The sequence below is a fragment of the Lacinutrix cladophorae genome (assembly GCF_053604645.1).
This window is the reverse complement of sequence record NZ_JBSHNR010000119.1, coordinates 278,257-297,380: the sequence shown is the minus strand read 5'-3', so window position 1 is coordinate 297,380 and position 19,124 is coordinate 278,257. Positions and strand designations below refer to the sequence as shown.

The following is a 19,124-nucleotide window of genomic DNA, read 5'->3' as shown; positions in this document are numbered from 1 at the left end:
TAAAAGTTTGATAAGTTTTAATTTTGTACGAAATTAGTAGTTGTTACTTAATTTAAAGTATCTAAAACTAGAACTATATTAATATTTAACCATTTAAATTACTTAAAAATGAAAAAAACCTTACTAACAATCTTATCTTTTGTTGTTTGCATTTCTGCATTTGCACAAGATTTACCAACTAATCCCGAGCCAGGGAAATGCTACGTTCGATGTGTAACACCAGACGTTTGGGTAAATCAAGATGTAACTATTCAAGTGTCACCAGCATACAAAAAGTTAAGTACTGTACCAGCAACTTATACTACAGTTAATGAAGAAGTAGTTGTTGCTAATGCAAGCCAACGTTTAGAAGTTGTACCTGCAGTATATGAGACACAAACTTTTGAAGTAACTGTACAAGAAGCATCTCAACGTTTAGAGAAAATACCTTCAAGAACAGAAACGCAAACAGAAACTGTTGTAACAAAAGAAGCTTCTCAACGTTTAGAAGTTGTTCCTGCTGTTTACGAAACGCAAACTTTTGAAGTAGTAACACAACCAGCTAGTCAAAAATTAGAAATTGTACCTGCAGTATATGAAACTCAAGACTTTACTGTTGTAAGCCAAGAAGCTGCTCAACGTTTAGAAGTTGTTCCTGCTGAATACGGTACGGAAACAAGAACATACAAAAAGAGAGAATATGGTACTTCGTTAAGAGTAGTTCCAGCTAGTTTTTCTCCTAACTACCAAGTTATTGAAACGAAACCAGCTACTGCTAAATGGCAAATGAGTGATACTCCAGCTGCTGAATGTCAATCTGCTGATCCTAATGATTGTAGATACTGGTGTTATAAAGCAGTTCCTGCTCAAAACATTACAATAAACACTACAGATTTATCTGCTGATGCTTCTTTTGTAAGAACTCCAGATTGTGATACATCTTCTTCTAACGATGATTGTGGTATGGCTACTTATACTGTTAAAACTGTTGTTAGACCAGCTACAACTAGAGTAATTGATATTCCTGCTGTAACAACTAACGTGAAGAAAACAGTAATGGTAACTCCTCCAACAACAAGAGTTATTGAGATTCCTCAACAAACAAGAACAATGAAAAGAGTTGTAATGGTAACACCTCCAACAACTAGAGTAATTGATATTCCTCAAGAAACTAAAACAGTTACAAGAACAGTAATCATTCCAGAAACTACAAAAGTTGTTTCTATTCCTGCTGTAACTAAAACGATGAAGCGTACTGTAATGGTAACACCTCCAACTACAAGAGCTATCGATATTCCTCAACAAACTGCTACATTAAAGAAAACAGTTTTAGCTGAAGATTCTAAAATAGTTGAAAGTACAGTTCCTGCTGTTACTAAAACGGTATCTAAAGAAGTTTTACAAACAAAAGGTGGTTTAACTACTTGGAAAGAAGTTGAATGTACTTTATTAGAGTACAACGACCTTAACATAAACTGGAACTTAGGTTCTGCAACTTTAACGGAATCTGCTAAAAGAGAGATTGACGCTAAATTATTACCTACTTTAGCTGATGGTGTATCTGTAGAGATTGCATCTCACACAGATTCTAGAGGTTCTGCTTCATCTAACAGATCTTTATCTGAAAGAAGAGCACAAGCTGTAACTAACTACTTAATCTCTAAAGGAATCAATTCTTCAAGAATTGTATCTAATGGATATGGTGAAACTAGATTAGTAAATAGATGTGCTGATGGTGTTTCTTGTACTGAAAGAGAGCACTTAGCAAACAGAAGAACTCAATTTAGAGTAATTAACCAACAATAATTACTGTATCATAATAATAAAAAAGGAAGCTAATTTAGCTTCCTTTTTTTTTTTGCATAAAACTTACGCTATTTAAACATATCCATTCCTGGAATGTTCGGCATGCCATCTTTAGCAACGGCAGCAATTTCTGCCTCATTTACACGTGTTGCTTTTTCTATTGCTTTATTTAAAGTAAGAATTAAATAATCTTCTAACTGTTCTTTATCTTCTAATAAAGTATCCTCAATGGATATCGATTTTATCACTCTATTAGCAGTTATAGTAACCTTTAATAAGGCATCATTGCTTTGTTCATCTACTAAAACGGTATCTAAACGTTTTTTAGTTTCTTCTACTTTTTTCTGAGTTTCTTTTAATTTACCCATCATTCCTGCAAGGTCTCCAAACATAATTTTATAATTTATAATTTCATACAAAACTATTTAATTTTTCTATTTTTGAAGAATATAATTTTAGAATTAATTATTTCATTTGAAAAAAGCACATACTCCTCCAAAAGCGAAGCAAATTCAAGAAAAACTTGTAGCGCATAAACACGAACGAATAGACAATTATTTTTGGCTTAATAATAAAGAAGACCAAGAAGTAATCGACTATTTAAATGCTGAAAATAAACATACTAAAGAAGTTTTAGCGCATACAGAACCTTTTCAAGCAGATCTTTTTAAAGAAATGAAAGCTAGAATTAAAGAGGATGATTCATCTGTACCTTATAAATTAAACGGATATTGGTACATTACTAAATATGAAAAAGGTAAAGATTATCCTATTTATACACGAAGAAAAAAAACCTTAGAAGCTACAGAAGAATTGCTGTTTGATTGTAATGAAATGGCAAAAGATTTTAACTACTTTAAATTAGGAGGTGTTTCTATTAGTCCGGATAATACTATGGCTGCTTTTTCAACAGATATAGTAAGTAGAAGGCAATATACTATAAAAATTAAAAATTTAATTACTGGTGAAATTTATTCCGAAGAAATAAAAAATACAACAGGAGGTATTACTTGGGCTAACGATAATAAAACGTTGTTTTACACGAGAAAAGATGAAGTAACCTTGCGTTCTTTCAAAGTTTTTAAACATAAATTACATACTAAAGTTCAAGAAGACATAGAAGTATTTCACGAAAAAGACGAAACCTTCAATACTTTTGTCTACAAAACAAAATCTAAAAAGTACCTAATTATAGGTTCTTCGAGTACTTTAACTGCCGAGTATCAAATTTTAAATGCAGACAATCCAGATGACGAGTTTAAAATTTTTCAAAAAAGAGAAAGAGAATTAGATTATGCTATAGCACATTATAAAGACCGTTTTTTTATAATTTCTAATAAAGATAAAGCAACTAATTTTAAGCTTCAGAAAACATCTGAAAATCATACAGAAAAAGAAAATTGGCAAGATGTAATTCCACATAGAAAAGATGTGTTATTAGAAGATATCGAAATTTTTAAAGATTATTTAGTCGTAAGTGAAAGAGAGAATGGCCTAAATAAAATTAGAATAATTAGTTGGAATGGTAACGAAGATTATTATTTGCCTTTTGATAACGAAACATATACTGCAAATACGGGTAATAATCCAGATTTTGATAGTGATGTATTACGCTATAGTTATAATGCGCTTACCACACCAAGTTCTGTTATAGACTATAACTTTAAAACAAAAACGAAAGAAGTAAAAAAAGAACAGGAAGTTTTAGGCGGTACATTTAATAAAGAAAATTATACTTCTAAACGAATTTGGGCAACAGCTAGAGATGGGGTAAAAATTCCAATTTCTATTGTTTATAAAAAAGGACTGCAATTAGATGGTACAAATCCATTGTTACAATATGCCTATGGTTCGTATGGTTCTACAATAGATCCATATTTTTCTACGATTAGATTAAGTTTATTAGATAGAGGTTTTATTTTCGCTATCTCACATATTCGAGGAGGTGAATATTTAGGAAGAGATTGGTATGAAACAGGAAAATTAAAACAAAAGAAGAATACCTTTTATGATTTTATAGACTGTTCTAAGTTTTTAATTGAAGAAAAATACACTTCTAATAAACATTTATATGCAAATGGAGGATCTGCAGGTGGTTTATTAATGGGAGTAATTGCAAATTTAAATCCAGAACTATATCATGGTATTCTAGCGGCAGTACCTTTTGTAGATGTTGTAACTACTATGTTAGACGATACAATTCCGTTAACTACAGGAGAGTATGACGAATGGGGAAATCCTAACGATAAAGAATATTATGAGTATATGCTTTCCTATTCACCTTATGATAATGTTAAAGCACAAGAATATCCAAATATGTTAATTACAACTGGTTTGCATGACTCGCAGGTACAATATTGGGAACCTGCAAAATGGGTAGCAAAACTTAGAGCGTTAAAAACGGACAATAAAAAATTATTGTTACATACTGACATGGATTCTGGTCATGGTGGTGCATCTGGACGTTTTGAAAGCTTAAAAGAAGTGGCTTTAGAGTACGCATTTTTATTAGATTTAGAAGGAATTAATGAATAATAAAAATTTTTACGTATTTTTGCCAAGTTTATGTTACTTCTTGTAGCAGAATAAAACGTATTTATGGCACAAAAAAATCAAGTATTTGATAACGTTTTAGATTTAGTAGGTAATACACCATTAATTAAACTAAATACTATAACAGCTCCTTTTAAAGGTGAATTTTACGCAAAAGTAGAAGCTTTTAATCCAGGACACTCATCTAAAGACAGAGTTGCATTATATATTATTGAACAAGCTGAAAAGAAAGGCATTCTAAAGCCTGGAGATACTATTATAGAAACTACTTCTGGTAACACAGGATTTAGTATAGCTATGGTTAGTATTATTAAAGGATACGATTGTATTTTGGCTGTTAGTTCAAAATCTTCAGCAGATAAGATCGATATGCTAAAAACAATGGGAGCAAAGGTTTATGTTTGTCCAGCAAATGTTAGTGCAGACGACCCTAGGTCTTATTATGAAGTTGCAAAACGTCTACATAACGAAATAAAAGGTTCGGTATACATTAACCAGTATTTTAATGAACTAAATATCGATGCCCACTATAATTCTACTGGACCAGAAATCTGGAAGCAAACAGAAGGAGAAATCACTCACTTAGTTGCTTGTAGTGGTACCGGAGGAACAATTTCTGGTACAGCAAAATATTTAAAAGAACAAAACCCTAATGTTAAAGTAATAGGAGTAGATGCTTTTGGATCGGTAATTAAAAAATACCATGAAACTAGAGAGTTTGATGAAAAAGAAATTTACCCATATAGAATTGAAGGATTAGGGAAAAATTTAATTCCTACAGCAACAGATTTTGATGCAATAGATTCTTTTGTAAAAGTTACAGATGAAGAAAGCGCACATACAGCAAGACAAATTGCAAAAACAGAAGGCTTATTTGTTGGCTATACTTCTGGAGCAGCAATGCAAGCTGTAAAGCAATTAGATGAAGCAGGTGAGTTTCATGAAAATTCGAAAGTAGTTGTATTATTTCCAGATCATGGTTCCCGTTATATGAGTAAAATTTATAGCGATAAATGGATGACAGATCAAGGCTTCTTTGATAGTAAAAACAAAGTCGCTGCCGAAAGTATTCAATACGTTAAATAAAATATAACATAATTAAAGATAGAAAGTCTCTACACAGATGCTTTCTATCTTTTTGTTGTTAAATAGTACATAAAAATATTGTGTTTAGTGAGTAGAAATATTTAATTTTGTACAACTAAACTAAGATTGATAGCAGATGAAAGATTTATTTGAAAAAATTTACAAAGATAAAGGGCCATTAGGAAAATGGGCAGCACAAGCAGAAGGGTATTTTGTTTTTCCAAAACTAGAAGGAGTTATTTCTAACCGAATGAAATTTCAAGGAAAAGATGTAATTACTTGGAGTATTAATGATTATCTAGGTTTAGCAAATCATCCAGAAGTTCGTAAAGTAGATGCGCAAGCAGCTGCCGACTATGGTTCGGCGTATCCTATGGGAGCACGAATGATGTCTGGACACACAGAGTTACACGAACAATTACAAAATGAACTTGCTGAGTTTGTAAATAAAGAAGCAGCGTACTTATTAAATTTTGGATACCAAGGTATGGTTTCTACTATAGACGCCTTAGTATCTAAAGATGATATTATTGTTTACGATGTTGATGCACATGCATGTATTATTGATGGTGTTCGTTTACATATGGGAAAACGTTTTACATACAAACACAACGATGTAGAAAGTTTAGAAAAAAACCTGGAAAGAGCCACTAAAATGGCAGAACAAACAGGAGGAGGAATTCTTGTTATTTCGGAAGGTGTTTTTGGAATGCGTGGTGAGCAAGGGCGATTAAAAGAAATTGTTGCTCTAAAAGAAAAATTTAATTTCCGTTTATTTGTAGATGATGCTCATGGATTTGGTACGCTTGGTAAAACAGGAGCTGGAGCAGGAGAAGAGCAAGGTGTACAAGATGATATAGATGTCTATTTTGCAACTTTTGCAAAGTCTATGGCAAGTACTGGAGCATTTATTGCTGCAGATAAAGAGATAATCGATTATTTAAAATATAACTTACGTTCTCAAATGTTTGCAAAATCGTTGCAAATGCAATTGGTAGTTGGTGCTTTAAAACGTTTAGATATGTTACGTACAATGCCAGAACTAAAGCAAAATTTATGGACTATTGTTAATGCTTTACAATCTGGTCTTAAAGAACGTGGTTTCGATATTGGTACGACACAAAGTTGTGTTACTCCAGTGTACTTAAATGGAAGTATTCCGGAAGCAATGGCATTGGTTAGAGATTTAAGAGAAAACTATGGCATTTTCTGTTCTATTGTTGTGTATCCAGTAATACCAAAAGGATTAATTTTATTACGTATGATTCCTACTGCAACACATACTTTACAAGATGTTACAGAAACGCTAGATGCTTTTGATGCAATTAGAGAAAGACTGGTAAACGGAACGTATAAACGTATGTCTGCTGCTTTAATGAAAGCAATGGGAGAATAAATTACAAGGAAAATATATATATAAAGGTTGCGTATTTACGCAACCTTTTTTGTTTGAATAACTATTTTATTATTGTCTAAATCTGTAGTGAAAAAGAGATACACATCTCCACCATCTTTAATTTTGTGTTTTTTTCTGATTTGTTCTACACTTTCTGGGAAATTTCGAGTCGCAATATTTGCTTTTGCAATCCCTTCTTTTTTTAATATTTTTTTGTTGTAAGGCATTACTTTTTCAATTTTGAAAACCCTTCCCGGGAAATCTATTAAAGTTTCGGTTGTGTATAAATGTGAATTTGGATGTAATTTTAAAACATCTAGTTTTTTTGCAATAGTATGAAAAGCTCCAGATTTCATTATTGCAGCATTAGGTTCGTATAAATAATCTAATGGTAAACAGTAGTTGCTGTTTGCTGAAACTTCTTCATTTAAAGAAAACGTAAATATTTGCTTACTTTTTTTCTTAATATTACAAGTTTCTATACTAACATTGCCTTTGTAATCTTTTTCTAAAACCCAAAGCAATTCTTTTACTTCATTATTTACTGCAATAATATGGATCGTTTTAACGTATTCTAATTCCTTTAAACCAATACTAATATCTAATAGAGGAGAAGTTTTAATTAATACATTACTCGCTTTATTAAATAGCAAATTTAAATGCTCAGGTACATTTGGTAAGCAATCTTTTAAAAAGAAGACCTTACCTTTACTGTCATGCCTTCTTGATGGATCGATATAAATCCAATCGAAAGTAGCTTCCATATTTTTTAAAGAGGATAAACCATCTTGAGCAATTGTTTTAATATTACCAACCTGTAATTGTTTATAATTATGAGCTACTATTTGCGATAGTTGCTCATTAATTTCACAATGGAATACTTGTTTAAAATGCTTCGAAAAATAGTAGCAATCTACACCAAAACCTCCTGTAATATCTATTATTGTATTTCCTTTTAGTAAACTTGCTTTGTGCTTTGCTGTAGTTTCAGAAGAAGTTTGCTCAATATTTAGTTTGTTAGGATAATATATTTCTTTAGTAGAAAACCAACTAGGAAGCTTCGTTTTACAGCGCTTTTTAGCTTCTATTTGCTCTATCATTTCTTTTGTCTCTATAGATGGAAAAGTAATACCCTTAAATAATAAAGAAGTAATATTAGTATCTAAATTGGTGTTTATAAACTCTTGAATTTCTCTATGTAAAAGATGGCTGTTCAAAATAAAACTATAAACCTTTAGTAAGTTTTCTAACTATTTTGTTTTCCGATAAAAACTCTTTTAAAATCACTTTAATAGCTGTGTATGCTGGTACTGCAACTATAAGTCCTATAATGCCAAATAGTATTCCAGCAATTAAAATAATTAAAAATATTTCTAGAGGATGCGATTTTACACTTTTTGAAAATATAATGGGCTGACTACCAAAATTATCTATTAATTGACCAATTAAAAAGACAATAAAAACCCAGAAAGTTTTAGGTAAAACTACATCTTGAAAGCTTTCGCCAAGATTACTTGTCATCGTTAATGTTAGCATTAAAAAAGCACCAATTAATGGTCCAACGTAGGGAATTAAATTTAGCAATGCACACATAAAAGCAATAACAATGGCGTTTTCTATTCCAATAATCATCAACCCAATAGTGTAAATAATAAAGAGAATTAATATTTGAAAAATCAATCCAATAAAATATCTAGATAGTAAATCTTTAATCTTTACGGAAGAGTTTTTCCAACGAGATTCGTTTCCATCTGGAATAAAAGTAAGGATTCCGTTTTCAAAAAGTTTGCTGTCTTTTAAAAAGAAGAAAGAGATAAATAACACCGAAAATAAACCAATACTAAAACTACCAAGACCACTAACTAAAGAGTTTAAGAAGTTTGGAATTAGGGAATAATCAATTCTAGAAAGTAGGTTTGAGTCTTTAATAGACTGCTCTACATTAATATTGTTTATTTGAAAATATGCAATTGCTTCTCGATATAAACCTTCCACATTATCTTGCAATTGATTAATATCTAAAAGCGCTAAATTATGACCTTGTTCTATAATTAAAGGAATAAATAAAAGTACCAAACCAAAAAGTAAACCTAGTAGAAATACCATAGTTACTATAACTGCAATCGTATTTTTAAATTTTAGTTTTCTTCTTAAAAATAAAATAATAGGTCTTCCTATTAATGAAATTACTGCTGCAATTGCTATGTAAACAATTACAGACTGAATTTGATATAGAAAATAAAGAATTAAAAAGACACCAAGAATGATTGCTAGTGCTTTTAAAATGCCATTTGATATTTGGTTTGAAGTCATACTGTAAATATATAAAAACAGTTATATAATTTGCTTCGTCATTTCATATAAAGCAATTGTGGTTGCTTGTACCACATTCATACTGCTATTTTGTCCAAACATATCTATATGAAGTAAAGCGTCGCATTGGTTTAAAATATCTTGCGACACACCAAAATTTTCATCTCCAATAACTATAGCTATTGGTTTTTCTTTGGAAAAGGAGTAGGAATGAATTGGCTTACTATTGCTAGTTATTTCTAGAGCTACAATATGAAATCCTTGTTTTTTATATTGTAAAACAACTTCTGAAGTATTTTCTTTCACTTCAAAAGGAATTACTTTTTCTGTAGCACGAGATGTTTTTGTCATTTTTCTTCCTAACGGAATATGTGCACCACAAAACACAATTTTTTCAATACCAAAAGCATCAGCAGTTCTAAACAAGCTACCAATATTTGGTGCATTGGTTACGTTTTCGCAAATAATAGTAATTGGGAAAGTTCGTTTTTTAAAGTTTGTATTGTAATGATTTAGTTGCATGTACTTGGCGTCAAAAAATAATTTTGACAAATATATTATATTTTAAATGTATTTTTCTTTTTCAGTAGTAGCAAACCAAAAATAGGACCAATAGCTAATATGATAAAAATAATATTCGAGTCTGTTATTTCTAGCATTTTTGTAATAATTTGAATGCTAATAATAGTAATTGCAAAACCAATACAATTTACAATGGTGAGTGCAGTTCCTTTAATTTTAGGCTCGGCGTTTTGCGCTACAAGTGTAGATAATAAAGGGGAATCTGCAATAACAACCATTCCCCAAAAAAGTAAGAAGCCAATAAAAAAATATTCATTTTCTATAGTAAAAAGTAAGGGTGAAATTAAACAGCATATACAAGATAATAATAAAGCTATAAAAGCAATTTTTTGAGTTCCTTTTCTTTGCGCAATGTACCCGGCAATTATACAAGCTAATCCTCCAATTCCAATCACTATAAAGGATAGTATAGGGATATTATAATCTACTGTATGCATTGTACTATATTTTTTTAATAGGATGGGAACAAATGTCCAAAAGGCATATAATTCCCACATATGTCCAAAATAACCAAAAGCTACAGATCGAAATTTTTTGTTTTTAAATACAGAAAAACAAACGGATAAATCTGTTTGCAGATTTGGTTTGCAATAAGGACCATTTGGGACCAGGAATCCCATTAATAAGCCTCCTAATAATGCTAAAGATGAAGTTGCAATTAGTACAGATTTCCAAGGAAAAGTGCCTGTGATTTCTTTTAATAAATGCGGAAATGCAGTTCCTAATACTAATGCGCCAACTAAAAAACCAAGAGATTTACCCAGTCCTTTATCATAATAATCGGAGGCTATTTTCATTCCGACAGGATAAATTCCGGCAAGAAAAAAGCCAGTAAAAAATCGAAGGAAAAGCAAACTAGTTAGGTTGTTTGCTTCATAGATTACAGCAAAGTTAAAAAGCGAACCTAAAATAGCACTAATAAAAAAAACTTTTGAAGGTGAAAACCGATCAGCAATAGTTAAAATTGCAAATAGAAGTGTACCAATAATAAAACCGAATTGTACAGCAGAAGTTAAATGGCCTAAAGCATTTGCTGGTAAGTTGAAGTTTAATATTAAATCATGTATCACGCTATTTCCTGCAAACCAAAGAGAGGTACAGCAAAATTGCGAGAATACAATGATAGGAAGTATTAATTTGAAAGATTTCAATACATTAAATTCAATAAGATATAAAATACTTTAGACTCCTTTTTATATAATAACTTACTTTTATTTGGTAAAAGAGTTCCTTTTCAAATTGTCTAATTGCTAAAAGCATATTTAATAATATTTGCTCCCATTTGTAAAGCTTTTTCTCTAACATCTCTAGGATCGTTATGTACGGCAGGATCTTCCCAGCCATCCCCTAAATCGCTTTCAAAAGTAAAAAGTAATACTAATCTGTTTTCGTGAAATACACCAAACGCTTGTGGTCTTTTACCTTCGTGTTCATGAATTTTTGGTAAGCCTTTTGGAAAACTATACGCAATATTAAAAATCTCATGATTTGCAGGAAGTTCTACCAATTCTTGGTTTGGAAATACTTTTTTTAATTCTTTAACGATGTATGGTTGCATACCATAATTATCATCTATATGTAAAAAACCGCCAGAAGTTAGGTAGTTATAAAGGTTTTCTGCTTCCGCAGCACTAAAAAACACATTTCCATGACCTGTCATGTGTAAAAAAGGGTATTGAAAAATATCTGTACTACCAGTTTCTACGGTTTCTGGTTTTGCTGTAATTTTTGTGTTGATATTGTTGTTACAAAAGGTAATTAAATTTGGTAATGCAGTAGGATTACTATACCAATCTCCACCACCTTTGTATTTTAAAACTGCTATTTCTTGAGAAAATGAGTATAAAGTAAAAAGGCAAAAGGCAAAAGTAAAAACGCCCTTTCCGCCTTTCAAGTACCTTTCCAGAGGGGAAAGAAATAAGTTGTAATTTTTGTTATTATTCTTCATTTATAAAGGCTACAGAATGGCAAGCGACAATAGCTGCTGTTTCTGTACGTAATCTGGTTTCTCCCAAAGTTACAGGAATAAATTTATTTTGTATTGCAATTTCTATTTCTTTAACAGAAAAATCGCCTTCAGGACCAATTAAAATAGTAATATTTTGTTTTGCTTGTAGTTCGTTTTTAAGTGATTTTTTAGCGGTTTCCTCGCAATGTGCAATAAATAAGTTTCCAGAAAAATCTTGTTGTAAAAATTCTTTAAAAGGAATTGCTGGATTCAGTTTTGGAAGATAACAGTTTAAGGATTGTTTGGTTGCAGACTGAATAATTTTTTCAAAACGTTCAGGCTTAATAATTTTACGCTCGCTATGTTCACAAATAATAGGAGTGATCCTGTCGATACCGATTTCGGTAGCTTTTTCTAAAAACCACTCGTAACGATCATTCATTTTTGTTGGTGCAACTGCTAAATGAAGCGTGTAGTCTTTTTTTGCTTGTAGTTTTTTATCTAAAATTTGTACTACACAATTTTTAATATCTGCTATAGTAATTTTTGCATTAAAGAACCAACCTTTTCCATTTGTAATTTGCAATTTTTCACCTACAGATTTACGCAACACTTTAATAATATGTCTACTTTCTTCTTTGTTAAAAGTAAATTCTGTGGTATTTTCTGTAATGTCTGGATTATAGAATAACTGCATTATTTTAAAGGATCTACAACTTTTAATACTTTAATTTCTTGAATTTCTTTTGGATCATGCGTTTTTAAAATCACATAGTACCATTGGTTTTGTACAATATCAATGGTGAAAACATCACCAATTTTATATATACTATTCGATATCTCTGCTTCAAAAGTTGGATGCGTCACACCTTTTTCAAACCAGCCTAAATCTCCTCCATGGTTTGCATTATCATCCATAGAATATTGTTTTGCTAATTGACTAAAAGGAGTTCCTTCTTTGTATTTAGTACGTATTTTATCTCTGGTAGAATTAATTTGTGAGACTGTCATTTTTAACCCATCAAAGAAAATATAACTGACTCTATAATTGGTAGTTGTAGATTTTTCAATGACCTTATATTTTATTTTATCGGTATCACTTTTTACTGTTGCTTTACCGCTTTTATAAAGTTCTAAAGCTAAACCTGTTTGATGTTTAGCTTCATTAAACGTAATGATTTTATTTTTTTTTGACTTCGCTGCTTTAATGTAGGTTTTAGCATCTTCGATATTGAGTATAGAATCAAAATCTTTGACTTGTGCATCTTGTGCATAAATACTAATGGTAAATAGTAAGGATAGTAATAAAAGTTTTTTCATTTGTGTTTGGGAATTAATCTTAAGTAGCAAAAAAACAAAAATTATAGATTAGATGTGTTATTTTCTATAAGGTTATTAACAGAAATTTCAACAATAGAAGCTATAGTTTGCTTTTTGCGTGTTCTAAACCTAATTCTATAAAATGTAAAAGTTGTATTTCGGTGCTTACCCCTTCCAAAGAAACATATACAAATTCTTTCATTGGTTTTTTTGTGAAATCCATAGGTCTTACAAACTGTTTGGTCAATTCGTTTTCGATTTTATTAGAAATAATTCGAACCATCAAATTTTCTTTCATAACGCCAATAGTCATTTTTCCTTTATATAGAAATGTAAGTCCACCAAACATTTTCTTTTCTGTGAATACTTCCGAATAAAATTGAAGTTGTTCTCTAATTCGGTTAGCTAATTGTTCGTTATATGCCATAACTTATTATATAAAATATATTTCTTAAGTAATATAACTATATTTTCAATCTAGACGATGCTGTAATGCCTTGTGTAGTGAAGTTTCCTTCTAAATATTTAAAATAACCAACAATAGCAATCATGGCAGCATTATCTGTAGTGAATTCAAATTTTGGAACATAAGTGGTCCAACCAAATTTTTGTTCCCCATTTTTTAACGCTTCTCGTATTCCAGAATTAGCGGAAACACCTCCACCAATAGCAATGTGTGAAATACCTGTTTGTTTGCTTGCCAGTTTTAATTTATCTATTAAAATACCAATAATAGTATATTGAATAGAAGCACAAATATCATTTAGATTCTCTTCAATAAAATTAGGATTCTCTTTTACTTGTTTTTGTATAAAATATAGAATAGCCGTTTTTAGTCCAGAAAAACTAAAATTTAAACCATTTACTTTAGGTTTTGTAAAGGCAAATGCTTTTGGGTTACCAAGTCGTGCGCGTCTATCTATTTCGGGACCAGCAGGATAGCCAAGGCCTAGAATTTTTCCGCTCTTATCAAAAGCTTCACCAACAGCATCGTCTATGGTCTCTCCAATAACTTCCATTTCAAAGTAATTGGAAACTTTTACAATTTGTGTATGTCCTCCAGAAATAGTCATAGCAAGAAACGGAAATGGAGGTTTGTTAAATCCTTCTTCGTCTATAAAATGTGCTAAAATATGTGCTTGCATGTGGTTTACTTCAATAAGCGGAATATTTAAACCAAAAGCCAACGATTTAGCAAAAGAAGTACCAACTAATAAAGACCCCATTAATCCTGGACCTCTTGTAAAAGCAATGGCGTTAAGCATTTCTTTCGTTATTCCTGCTTTTTCAATAGCTTGATGTACAACAGGAACAATATTTTGTTGATGTGCTCTCGAAGCAAGCTCTGGAACAACACCACCATATTCTTCGTGTATTTTTTGGTTAGCAACAACATTACTTAAAACCTTGCCGTTTAGTAAGATAGAGGCAGCAGTGTCATCACAAGATGACTCAATTGCTAGTATGTAAATATTTTGTGAGGACATTAGTAAATATTAGGCACAATAATTGTTAATTTTGACTTCAAAGTTATAACTTTAAAACGTATCAAAAAATTTTTAAAAATAGCATCAAAAATTGTAGCTGTATTGCTACTTCTTTTCATCATATTGGTGTTGGTGCTTTCTATTCCTGCTGTTCAAACAAGGCTTGGTAAATACGCTACCAATTGGTTAAATACAGAATATGGTACAAATATTAATATTAATAGAGTTGGACTTCAGTTTAATGGCGATGTCGAACTTAAAGAAATCCTGATAAGAGATTATAAAAAAGACACGCTTATTAGTGCAGTCGAGCTGAATACTTCCATTTTAAATTTTAAAAATCTTGCTAATAGTAAACTTGCTTTTGGGGATATTGATTTGGAAGGGTTAATTTTTAATATTATAAAGTATAAAGGAGAAGAAGAAACAAATTTAGACATTTTTGTTGCTCGTTTTGATGAAGATAATCCAAGAGAAAGTGTAAATACCTTTTTAATGTCTTCTAGCGATATTTCTATTTATGATGGAATATTCAGGCTTATTGATGAAAATAAAGAAACACCAAAAATTTTAGAATTTACAGCTATCAATATAAATGCAACTAACTTTTTAATTAATGGACCAAATGTAAGTACTAGAATAAACACATTAGCATTTAAAGATAGTCGTGGTTTAATAATGAAGAATCTTTCTTCAAATTTTGCATATACGTTAGAAGATATTACGCTGGATAATCTAAAACTTAAAACAACAAGTTCGTCGTTAGAAGGAGATTTAAGATTTTTATATAACAGAGAACATTTTTCAGATTTTACTAACAAGGTAAATGTTGAAGCTAATTTTACAGATGCTAGTGTCGCTTTAGATGAGTTAAATGTGTTCTATAATGAGTTTGGTATTGGACAACGAGCAAATTTTAATGCAAATATTTCTGGAACACTAAATGATTTACATGTAGATAATTTAAAGTTAAATACGAGTTCAAGAACTAGAATATATGGAGATATTGACTTTAAAAACTTATTTAATATTGAGGAAAATAATTTTTCTATGAAAGGAAAATTTGCTAACCTATCTTCTAATTATAAAGATTTAAAAGCATTATTGCCAAATGTTTTAGGAGAAGCAATTCCCTCTGTTTTTGATAAGCTTGGTAACTTTAGCATCAATGGAACATCGTTTATTACAACGTCTACAATACAAGCAGATCTTAAAATTGATACAGATTTGGGTTATGTTATTTCTAACCTAGAAATGAAAAAAATTGACGATATAGATAATGCAACATATAAAGGAAATATCATTTTTGATGAATTTGATATTGGGACTTTTTTAAATGATCCAAACTTAAAAAAAGCTTCTTTAAATCTTGACGTGGATGGAAAAGGTTTCACTCAAGAAAACCTTAATACTAAAGTGAAAGGTGATGTATATTCTATAAGTTATAATGATTATGTATATCAAAATATTAATATTTCAGGTAACTTAAAAGATAAAGTATTCAATGGAAAGGTAGATTCGCAAGACAAAAATTTTAAACTTAAATTTAATGGACTGGCAGATTTTTCTGAAGAAATAAACAAGTTCGATTTTGTGGCTAATGTAGATTATGCAAACCTTAAAGCGCTAAACTTTATTAAAAAAGACAGCATGTCTGTGTTTAAAGGTATCGTCGATATGAAAATGCAAGGAACTACTTTAGATAATGCTGTTGGAAGCATACAATTTAATAAGACCTATTATCAAAATGAAAACGATGAGTACTTCTTCGATGATTTTGCTGTAAATTCTTCCTTCAAAGAAAAAGTAAGATATATAAATGTTAATTCGCCAGATATTATTGAAGGCCAAATGAGTGGCGTTTTTCTTATCGATAATATCGACGAGCTATTTATTAATGCTATTGGGAGTTTATATACCAAATATAGTCCTTACGAAGTTTCAACCAATCAATATATAGACTTCAATTTTAAAATTTACAATAAGATTATAGAGGTTTTTGTACCAGAATTACAACTTGGTAAAAACACTTTTGTAAAAGGAAGGGTAGAAAGCGACGAAAAAGAATTTACTTTAACATTTAAGTCTCCCAAAATAGAATGGTTAGATTATTTTGCAAATGCTATTGAGTTACAAGTAGATAATAAAAACCCATTATTTAACACCTACGTAGAAGTAGATAGTTTGCATACAGATGTCTATAATATTTCTAAATTCAATCTAATTAATGTAACTATTAATGATACGCTATTTATGCGTTCCGAATTTAAAGGAGGAAAAACAAATAACGATTTATATAATTTAAGTTTTTATCATACTAAAAATGAAGCAAACCAGTCTATAGTTGGTTTTAAAAAATCGGATGTAACTTTTAAAGGAAATAAATGGTACATTAATGAAGAAAAAAATAATTTTAACAAAGTAACTTTCGACACTAATTTTGAAAACTTTAATATAGATCAATTTGTACTAAATCATAATGATGAAAAAATTCAACTTTCGGGAATAATGAAAGGGAATAATACGAAAGATTTACAGCTGAATTTTAAGAATGTGTTTTTAGATAAAATTACTCCAGACATTGAATCTTTAAGCTTAAAAGGTATAGTAAATGGGAACCTAGATATTATACAACAAAACGGAAAATATCTTCCCGAATCTAGTATAACCATAGATGACTTAGAAGTAAACGAACTCATTATAGGCTCTTTTGCAGCAAATATTAAAGGAAACCAATCACTAACTAACTATACTATAAACGCAAGTATAAAAGACGACGAAAAAAAATCTTTTAGCGCTATAGGAGATATCGATGTATCCTCAAAAGCACCTAGTATAGATGTAGCATTACTTTTTAATCAGTTTAATTTACAGCCTTTAAATCCTTTCTTAGAGGGTGTTTTAAAAGATATTAGAGGATTGGCTACCGGTAAAGTTAAAGTAACAGGGAACTTAAATAAACCAAGTATTGATGGTGAATTAGAGTTAAATAAAGGTGGTTTAGGGATTTCAGAATTAAATGTAGATTATAGTTTCGCAGATAAATCTTCGGTTACTCTAAGAAACCAAAGTTTTATATTTAATAGTATCGATATTACAGATACGGTTTACAATACAAAAGCAGTATTGGATGGAAGATTAAACCATAACAATTTTGGCGATTGGGGAATGCGATTAAATCTAGAAACCGATAGACTTTTAGTTTTAAATACTACAGAAGATGAAGACAGATTATATTACGGAACTGGTTTTGTAGGAGGTAGTGCAAGTATCTCTGGTCCAGCAAGCCAATTACGGATAAATGTTATAGGAGAAACTAAAAAAGGGACTGTCTTTGTAATCCCTTTAAATGATTCCGAATCTTTTGGAGATAATTCTCATATTCATTTTTTAAGCCCAGAAGAAAAACAAGCAAAACTAGAAGGACGTGATATAATAAACGAAGATATTTCTGGTCTAGAATTAGATTTCGATTTAGATGTAACACAAGATGCAGAAATTGAAATTGTAATGGACAAAGAGAGCGGAAGTACTATAAGAGGTAGAGGTGAAGGTGGTTTACTTGCCGAAATTAATACCAATGGGAAATTTAATATGTATGGCGATTTTTCCGTTTTTGAAGGAATATATAAATTTCGTTACGGAGGAGTTATCCAAAAAGATTTCACTGTAGTTCCCGGTGGTACTCTAGGTTGGAATGGAGATCCACTAAAGGCTACAATAGATATCGAAGCAATTTATAAAACCCAAGCAAATCCTTCTCCTTTATTAGATTCACCAATAAATAGACGTATTCCTGTAAACCTAGGTATAGAACTAACAGGAGAACTAGAACAACTAGATATCGATTATAATTTTCAATTTCCAAATTTAAGTTCTATAATAATTTCCGAATTAAATTACAGATTAGAATCTAAAGACGATAGAAGTAACCAAGCACTTTATCTATTAGCAACAGGATCCTTTTCTAGTAGTTTAAGCGAGCTTAATGTAAATGGTACCATAGAAGAAAGAATAAATGGAATAATTAACGGTTTACTTTCCGATGGCGATAATAAACTACAAGTAGGTTTAAATGTAGAACTTGGTGAAAATACTCCAGATTATCAATCCGACGATAGACTAGGAGTAACACTGCAAACCAATATTAGCGATCGTATTCGTATTAATGGTAAAGTTGGTGTCCCAATTGGTGGGATTAGCCAAACAGCAGTTGCAGGAGATGTACAAATAGATTTTCTACTAAATGAAGAGGGAACTTTTACAGCAAATGTTTTTAATAGAGAAAATAGTATTCGAAATTTTGGAGAAGAAATTGGGTATACTCAAGGACTAGGTATTGCGTATAATGTAGATTTTGATACTTTTTCAGAACTTATTCAAATTATCTTTAAAGGCAAAAAGAAAATAGCTAAAGAAAAAGAGGAAGAAGAGGCAAAACAAAAAGAGTCTAATGCTCTACCAGATTATGTTGGTTTCAAAAAGAAAAAAGACACTGTAAATTAACTTTTTTGATAGTTTTTTATTCTTAAAACTAAATACTTCACATATAATTTATCAACTAAAACGTTATAGTTTCAACATTGTGTTAAATTATGACAAAAGCTTCCTTTTTTATTAAATTTCTTTATTAGATTTACTAAATAATAGATGA

At 30.5% G+C, this 19,124-nt stretch carries 15 protein-coding genes; 5 read left to right on the top strand and 10 right to left on the bottom strand.

Going from position 1 to position 19,124, the window contains the following annotated elements; all coding sequences use genetic code 11:
- Window positions 1-108 precede the first annotated feature (108 nt).
- Entirely contained in the window at window positions 109-1,785 is a 1,677-nt protein-coding gene (locus tag ACVC3Y_RS11655; RefSeq protein WP_368389414.1) for an OmpA family protein, read from the top strand.
- 68 nt (window positions 1,786-1,853) lie between these two features.
- On the opposite strand, the gene ACVC3Y_RS11650 is transcribed toward ACVC3Y_RS11655, so the two are convergent.
- Entirely contained in the window at window positions 1,854-2,177 is a 324-nt protein-coding gene (locus tag ACVC3Y_RS11650; RefSeq protein WP_303423748.1) for a YbaB/EbfC family nucleoid-associated protein, read from the bottom strand.
- An 82-nt stretch (window positions 2,178-2,259) separates the two neighbouring features.
- Between ACVC3Y_RS11650 and ACVC3Y_RS11645 the strand changes: the two genes are divergently transcribed.
- The 3 genes from ACVC3Y_RS11645 (at window position 2,260) to ACVC3Y_RS11635 (ending at window position 6,820) form a co-directional block, all read left to right on the top strand.
- The gene (locus tag ACVC3Y_RS11645; protein ID WP_452226982.1) at window positions 2,260-4,320 is read left to right on the top strand and encodes a S9 family peptidase; all 2,061 of its coding nucleotides are present in this window, start codon (window positions 2,260-2,262) and stop codon (window positions 4,318-4,320) included.
- Window positions 4,321-4,383: 63 nt separating this feature from the next.
- Window positions 4,384-5,424: a PLP-dependent cysteine synthase family protein gene (locus tag ACVC3Y_RS11640; protein WP_452226981.1), complete on the top strand. Its 1,041-nt coding sequence runs from the start codon at window positions 4,384-4,386 to the stop codon at window positions 5,422-5,424.
- 136 nt (window positions 5,425-5,560) lie between these two features.
- Complete coding sequence (locus ACVC3Y_RS11635) at window positions 5,561-6,820, top strand: aminotransferase class I/II-fold pyridoxal phosphate-dependent enzyme (RefSeq protein ID WP_303423742.1); 1,260 nt, start codon at window positions 5,561-5,563, stop codon at window positions 6,818-6,820.
- A gap of 35 nt (window positions 6,821-6,855) precedes the next feature.
- Here the strand turns inward: ACVC3Y_RS11635 and ACVC3Y_RS11630 are convergent, their stop codons facing one another.
- The 9 genes from ACVC3Y_RS11630 to tsaD all read right to left on the bottom strand — a co-directional run bounded on the left by ACVC3Y_RS11630 (window position 6,856) and on the right by tsaD (window position 14,470).
- Entirely contained in the window at window positions 6,856-8,037 is a 1,182-nt protein-coding gene (locus tag ACVC3Y_RS11630) for a THUMP-like domain-containing protein (RefSeq protein WP_452226980.1), read from the bottom strand.
- Window positions 8,038-8,044: 7 nt separating this feature from the next.
- Window positions 8,045-9,133, bottom strand: a complete 1,089-nt coding sequence (locus ACVC3Y_RS11625; protein ID WP_452226979.1) for an AI-2E family transporter — start codon at window positions 9,131-9,133, stop codon at window positions 8,045-8,047.
- Window positions 9,134-9,154: 21 nt separating this feature from the next.
- Window positions 9,155-9,685 carry a TrmH family RNA methyltransferase gene (locus tag ACVC3Y_RS11620; protein ID WP_452226978.1) on the bottom strand — a complete coding sequence of 177 codons (531 nt, stop codon included), beginning with the start codon at window positions 9,683-9,685 and terminating at the stop codon, window positions 9,155-9,157.
- A 5-nt stretch (window positions 9,686-9,690) separates the two neighbouring features.
- Window positions 9,691-10,866: an MFS transporter gene (locus ACVC3Y_RS11615; protein WP_452226977.1), complete on the bottom strand. Its 1,176-nt coding sequence runs from the start codon at window positions 10,864-10,866 to the stop codon at window positions 9,691-9,693.
- A 92-nt stretch (window positions 10,867-10,958) separates the two neighbouring features.
- A complete protein-coding gene (locus ACVC3Y_RS11610; RefSeq protein WP_452226976.1) occupies window positions 10,959-11,663 on the bottom strand; it encodes a DUF4159 domain-containing protein in 705 nt (234 codons plus the stop codon).
- Entirely contained in the window at window positions 11,653-12,360 is a 708-nt protein-coding gene (locus ACVC3Y_RS11605) for a 16S rRNA (uracil(1498)-N(3))-methyltransferase (protein WP_452226975.1), read from the bottom strand. Before ACVC3Y_RS11605 ends, ACVC3Y_RS11610 begins: the two co-directional genes overlap by 11 nt.
- A complete protein-coding gene (locus tag ACVC3Y_RS11600; RefSeq protein ID WP_303423731.1) occupies window positions 12,360-12,983 on the bottom strand; it encodes a peptidylprolyl isomerase in 624 nt (207 codons plus the stop codon). The genes ACVC3Y_RS11605 and ACVC3Y_RS11600 overlap by 1 nt, the downstream gene beginning before the upstream one ends.
- A gap of 100 nt (window positions 12,984-13,083) precedes the next feature.
- The gene (locus ACVC3Y_RS11595) at window positions 13,084-13,410 is read right to left on the bottom strand and encodes a TfoX/Sxy family protein (RefSeq protein WP_303423730.1); all 327 of its coding nucleotides are present in this window, start codon (window positions 13,408-13,410) and stop codon (window positions 13,084-13,086) included.
- Window positions 13,411-13,447: 37 nt separating this feature from the next.
- The gene (gene tsaD, locus ACVC3Y_RS11590) at window positions 13,448-14,470 is read right to left on the bottom strand and encodes a tRNA (adenosine(37)-N6)-threonylcarbamoyltransferase complex transferase subunit TsaD (RefSeq protein WP_303423728.1); all 1,023 of its coding nucleotides are present in this window, start codon (window positions 14,468-14,470) and stop codon (window positions 13,448-13,450) included.
- Window positions 14,471-14,572: 102 nt separating this feature from the next.
- Between tsaD and ACVC3Y_RS11585 the strand changes: the two genes are divergently transcribed.
- On the top strand, window positions 14,573-18,976 hold the full coding sequence (locus ACVC3Y_RS11585) for a translocation/assembly module TamB domain-containing protein (RefSeq protein WP_452226974.1): 4,404 nt from the start codon (window positions 14,573-14,575) through the stop codon (window positions 18,974-18,976).
- Window positions 18,977-19,124: the final 148 nt, after the last annotated feature.

What these genes read in the sequence shown, in the direction of transcription:
- ACVC3Y_RS11600 (WP_303423731.1), bottom strand. Translation starts at nt 12,983, where the DNA reads ATGAAAAAACTTTTATTACTATCCTTACTATTTACCATTAGTATTTAT.
- ACVC3Y_RS11605 (WP_452226975.1), bottom strand. Translation starts at nt 12,360, where the DNA reads ATGCAGTTATTCTATAATCCAGACATTACAGAAAATACCACAGAATTT.
- tsaD (WP_303423728.1), bottom strand. Translation starts at nt 14,470, where the DNA reads ATGTCCTCACAAAATATTTACATACTAGCAATTGAGTCATCTTGTGAT.
- ACVC3Y_RS11640 (WP_452226981.1), top strand. Translation starts at nt 4,384, where the DNA reads ATGGCACAAAAAAATCAAGTATTTGATAACGTTTTAGATTTAGTAGGT.
- ACVC3Y_RS11635 (WP_303423742.1), top strand. Translation starts at nt 5,561, where the DNA reads ATGAAAGATTTATTTGAAAAAATTTACAAAGATAAAGGGCCATTAGGA.
- ACVC3Y_RS11625 (WP_452226979.1), bottom strand. Translation starts at nt 9,133, where the DNA reads ATGACTTCAAACCAAATATCAAATGGCATTTTAAAAGCACTAGCAATC.
- ACVC3Y_RS11650 (WP_303423748.1), bottom strand. Translation starts at nt 2,177, where the DNA reads ATGTTTGGAGACCTTGCAGGAATGATGGGTAAATTAAAAGAAACTCAG.
- ACVC3Y_RS11655 (WP_368389414.1), top strand. Translation starts at nt 109, where the DNA reads ATGAAAAAAACCTTACTAACAATCTTATCTTTTGTTGTTTGCATTTCT.
- ACVC3Y_RS11595 (WP_303423730.1), bottom strand. Translation starts at nt 13,410, where the DNA reads ATGGCATATAACGAACAATTAGCTAACCGAATTAGAGAACAACTTCAA.
- ACVC3Y_RS11610 (WP_452226976.1), bottom strand. Translation starts at nt 11,663, where the DNA reads ATGAAGAATAATAACAAAAATTACAACTTATTTCTTTCCCCTCTGGAA.